The following is a 3,983-nucleotide window of genomic DNA, read 5'->3' as shown; positions in this document are numbered from 1 at the left end:
CACCACCACCACCCGCTTGCCCTGTGCGCTCATGACGGTGTCCTCAGGAAGCGCGACGCGCGAGACGGCTGATGAGGGCGTCCAGCAGGTCCCTCATGCCATGGGGGTTGGGCAACGCCTGCAGGCTCCGCCGCGCCGCGCGCGACGCCCGCTCCACCGCGCGCTCACACGCGGCCCGGCCGCCGAAGTGCTCCACCAGCTCCCGGGCGCGCGCCAGCGCCGCGTCGTCCTTGCACTCCACCGGCAGCGCCCACAGCCGCTCCAGCTCCTCGCGGCCCTCGGGCGTGGCGCGCACGTACGCGGCCACCACCGGGAAGGTGCGCTTGGCCTGCGTGAAGTCGCCGTCGGACGCCTTGCCCGCCACGGACGCGTCGCCGAACAGGCCGATGAGGTCGTCGCGCAGCTGGTACGCGAGCCCCACCGAGCGCCCCACCCGCTCCAGCCCCTGCTGGAGCAGCGGATCCGCGCCGCCCAGCATCGCGCCGCACACCAGCGGGGCGCAGAAGCCGTAGCGCGCCGTCTTGAGGTGCGCCACGCGCAGCGTCTGGAAGAGCGTCACCTCCGCCAGCGGCACGCGCGCCAGGTCCAGGTCCAGGTACTGCCCGGCCGCCGTGTGCCGGCACACGCCCAGGTAGTAGCGCGCCACGCTGGAAGCGCCCGGCAGCCCCGACTCCAGCATCGCCTCCAGCGAGCGCGCGAAGAGGTGGTCCCCCATCACCACGGCCAGGTCTTCCCCCGGACGGCCCGGGGCCAGCATCCGGTGGAGCACCTGCCCGCCCCGGCGCAGCTCCGCCTGATCCGCCACGTCGTCGTGGATGAGCAGGAACGTGTGCAGAAGCTCCAGCCCCGCGGCGAAGCGCCACAGCCCCGGCGGCACCGCGGTGCTCCCGCGCGCCAGCCCGTGCCCCGCCAGCACCAGCGCGGGCCTCAGCCGCTTCGCCGGCCGCAGCGCATAGGCCCGGGTCTGCGACTGAGCCTGTGTCCAACGTGCGTCCAGGCCTTGTTCGTCCGGCAGATCGAACAGCTGGGCGAGCGCGGCCTCCACCTGCGCCTGCACGAGCTGCAGCCAGGCTTGCTCGGGGTATGCGGCTCCGGCGGAGGTCTGCTGCACGTTGGGAAGCAGGGTGGCCATACAGCGGATCTCCGAAGGCGGGAGCAAAGCAGCAGCCTTTCCACCTAGAGGTAGCGTTTGCGTACAGAGATTGTCAAGGCTATGTCTAAGGTTTGCAAAAACCTTGTACACACGAGGCTCCCGATGAAGGCATGGATCACAGGTGCGTTGACGGTGACCCTGGCGGCAGGGAGCGCGGGTGGCGCCGCCCCGGAGCCGGAGCCGGTGGACGCGACGTTAAGCACCTCCAAGGGAGAGCGCGTCCAGCTGGCCCGCTGGCGTGGGAAACCCGTCATCCTCTTCTACGAGGACAAGGACTCCACGACACTCAACGCCCCCTTGAAGGCGGAGCTGTTCGCCCGGGGACGGGAGCGGGGCCTGCTCCAGAGCGCCTTCGTGGTCGCCGTGGCCAACCTGGAAAAGTATGACTTCTTCCCCGCCCGGGAGATTGCCCTGTCGTACGTGCGCGACGAGGAGAAGAAGGCCGGCGTGCCCATCCTGGTGGACCTGAAGGGCACCCTGGGCGAGGCGCCGTGGAAGCTGCCCACCAAGACGTCCACGGTGATGCTGCTGGACGCGGAGGGCACGCTCGTCTTCCGGTACTCCGGCCGCATGAAGCCGGAGGACCAGGACCGCTTCTTCGCCACCCTGGGGGAGCTGGTGGGCCAGGACCTGACCGCCGAGCGGGAGACGGGGGCCCACCCGTGAGGGTGACCTGTACGGGCGCCACCGGCTTCCTCGGTCCAGGCCTTGTCCAGGGTTTGTTGGAGGCTGGCCATACGGTGCACGTGCTCAGCCGGAACGTGGAGCACGCGCTCGGCCGGCTGCCCTCCGGGGTGACGGGCTCCTACTTCGACGGCAGCACGCCAATGTCGCCGGACGCGCTCGCGGGGGCGGAGGGGGTGGTGCACCTGGCCGGGGAGCCGGTGGACCAACGTTGGACACACGAGGCCAAGCACCGCATCCACCACAGCCGCGTGGAGGGCACGCGCGTGCTGGTGGAGGCGATGCGGCAGGCCGGTACCGTGCGCCACTTCGTCTGCGCGTCGGCGGTGGGCTTCTACGGCGGCGCGCGCGCGGCGCGGACGCTGACGGAGGAGGACGCGCCCGGCGACGACTTCCTCGCCCACGTGTGCCAGGGCTGGGAGGCGGAGGCCCTGCGCGCGGAAGCGGCGGGCATCCGCACGGTGCGGCTGCGCATCGGCGTGGTGCTGCACCCGGCGGGTGGCGTGCTGCACCGGATGCTGCCGGTGTTCCGCATGGGCGCGGGCGCGAAGGTGGGCAACGGCCAGCAGTACGTCAGCTGGGTGCACCGCGAGGACCTCCTCCGGTTGATGCGCTTCGCGCTGGAGCACCCCACCCTGTCCGGCCCGGTGAACGCCACATCGCCGGAGCCCGTCACCAACTCGGCCTTCGCGCACACGCTGGGCGCGGTGCTGGAGCGGCCCGTGGCGCTGACGGTGCCGGGGCTGGTCCTCAAGGCGCGCTTCGGGGAGATGGCGCGCGTGGCGCTGGAGGGCCAGCGGGTGATGCCCCGGCGCGCGCTGGAGGCGGGCTTCCAGTTCCGCCACCCGGAGCTGACCGAGGCGCTGCGCGACCTGCTGTCCTCCTGAGCTTCAAGCCTCCCGCCCGCGATGTCGGCGGGTGGACGGGGACGCCGCGCAAGACCCCGGGCTTTCGCGCACGGGTGCGTACAGTGCGCGCCACGCATGGACGACACCCGGACGCTGGAAGCCCGCGCGCGCAAAGAGGGCACGCCGCTCATCGACGGAGACACCGCCACCTTCGTGTGGAAGGGGCCCCGCCAGGTCTTCCTCCAGGGGGACTTCCAGGACTGGCGCGGCACGCCCCTGCCCCTGGATCGCGTGGGCAAGGGGCTGTGGGCGCGCTCGCTGGCGCTGCCGGAGGACGCCTACGTCGAGTACGCGCTCCAGGACGCGAAGGGCCGCCGCGTGCGCGACGTCCTCAACCCGCGCCGCTCCGACAACGGCTTCGGCGACTTCAACCACTGCTTCTGGATGCCGAAGGGTGAACCCACGCCGCTGGGCAAGCGCATCCGGAACGTGCCGAAGGGCCGCCTGACGCGCCACCAGCTGGAGACGCACGAGTGGGCCGTGGGCAGGAAGCGCGCGGTGGCCCTCTACGCGCCGCCCGTGAAGGGCCCCGTGCCGCTCATGGTGGTGCTGGACGGCGACGACTACCTGAAGCGCGTGCAGCTGCCCACGCTGGTGGAGAACCTGGTCGCCGCGGGCCGCATGCGCCCGGTGGCCATGGCCTTCGTGGCCAACGGCGGCCCGGCCCGCACCACCGAGTACGCGTGCAGCGAGGCCACCGTGGCCTTCCTGGAGCAGCGCGTGCTGCCGCTGGCCCGCGAGCACCTGTCGCTGGTGGATGAGCAGCGCACACCGGGCGCGCACGCGGTGCTGGGCTCGTCCCTGGGCGGCCTCATGGCCCTCTACGCCGCGCAGCGCCTGCCGCGCGTCTTCGGCCGCGTGCTGTCCCAGTCCGGCGCCTTCTCCATCGAGGGCACCGACATGGTCGTCTTCGACCTGGCCCGGCGCACCCACCAGCCCCCCCTGCACGTCTGGATGGACTGCGGCCGCTTCGAGGGGCTCCAGGACGGCAACCAGCGCCTCTTGCCCGCCCTCCACGCCACCGGCCACCGCGTCACGTACCGGCCCTACAGCGGGGGCCATAATTACCCCGCGTGGCAGACCAGCCTCCCGGCCGGCCTGGAAGAAATCTTCTCGACCGCTGGGTGACGCGGCGCGGCGAAGGGCCGGATTTCCACCCGGCGTGAAAACCCCATGGATTCAAGGGCTTGGCTCCGGAGGAAGGCGGCCAAGGCTGGATGATCCAGGATTGGGAGGGG

Annotated in this window: 4 protein-coding genes; 3 read left to right on the top strand and 1 reads right to left on the bottom strand. The window is 72.0% G+C overall.

Features of this window, described 5'->3' with window-relative positions; translation table 11 throughout:
- Positions 1 to 43: 43 nt before the first annotated feature.
- Positions 44 to 1,132, bottom strand: coding sequence for a polyprenyl synthetase family protein (locus D7W79_RS39710; protein WP_120530412.1), 1,089 nt, complete (start codon positions 1,130 to 1,132; stop codon positions 44 to 46).
- 123 nt (positions 1,133 to 1,255) lie between these two features.
- Between D7W79_RS39710 and D7W79_RS39705 the strand changes: the two genes are divergently transcribed.
- The 3 genes from D7W79_RS39705 to D7W79_RS39695 all read left to right on the top strand — a co-directional run bounded on the left by D7W79_RS39705 (position 1,256) and on the right by D7W79_RS39695 (position 3,873).
- Positions 1,256 to 1,819 (top strand): peroxiredoxin family protein, encoded by a 564-nt coding sequence (locus tag D7W79_RS39705; RefSeq protein WP_171438045.1) that lies wholly within the window; start codon positions 1,256 to 1,258, stop codon positions 1,817 to 1,819.
- Positions 1,816 to 2,724 (top strand): TIGR01777 family oxidoreductase, encoded by a 909-nt coding sequence (locus tag D7W79_RS39700; RefSeq protein WP_120530410.1) that lies wholly within the window; start codon positions 1,816 to 1,818, stop codon positions 2,722 to 2,724. The genes D7W79_RS39705 and D7W79_RS39700 overlap by 4 nt, the downstream gene beginning before the upstream one ends.
- Positions 2,725 to 2,820: 96 nt before the next feature.
- Complete coding sequence (locus D7W79_RS39695; protein WP_120530409.1) at positions 2,821 to 3,873, top strand: alpha/beta hydrolase-fold protein; 1,053 nt, start codon at positions 2,821 to 2,823, stop codon at positions 3,871 to 3,873.
- Positions 3,874 to 3,983 lie beyond the last annotated feature (110 nt).

It is taken from the genome of Corallococcus exercitus, assembly GCF_003611585.1.
In the GTDB taxonomy this organism is placed as follows: domain Bacteria; phylum Myxococcota; class Myxococcia; order Myxococcales; family Myxococcaceae; genus Corallococcus; species Corallococcus exercitus.
This window is presented reverse-complemented; position numbering and strand designations above follow the sequence as displayed.

Bases quoted from the DNA above. Each gene is read 5' to 3' on its own strand.
- D7W79_RS39710 (WP_120530412.1), bottom strand. From the start codon at position 1,132: ATGGCCACCCTGCTTCCCAACGTGCAGCAGACCTCCGCCGGAGCCGCA.
- D7W79_RS39705 (WP_171438045.1), top strand. From the start codon at position 1,256: ATGAAGGCATGGATCACAGGTGCGTTGACGGTGACCCTGGCGGCAGGG.
- D7W79_RS39695 (WP_120530409.1), top strand. From the start codon at position 2,821: ATGGACGACACCCGGACGCTGGAAGCCCGCGCGCGCAAAGAGGGCACG.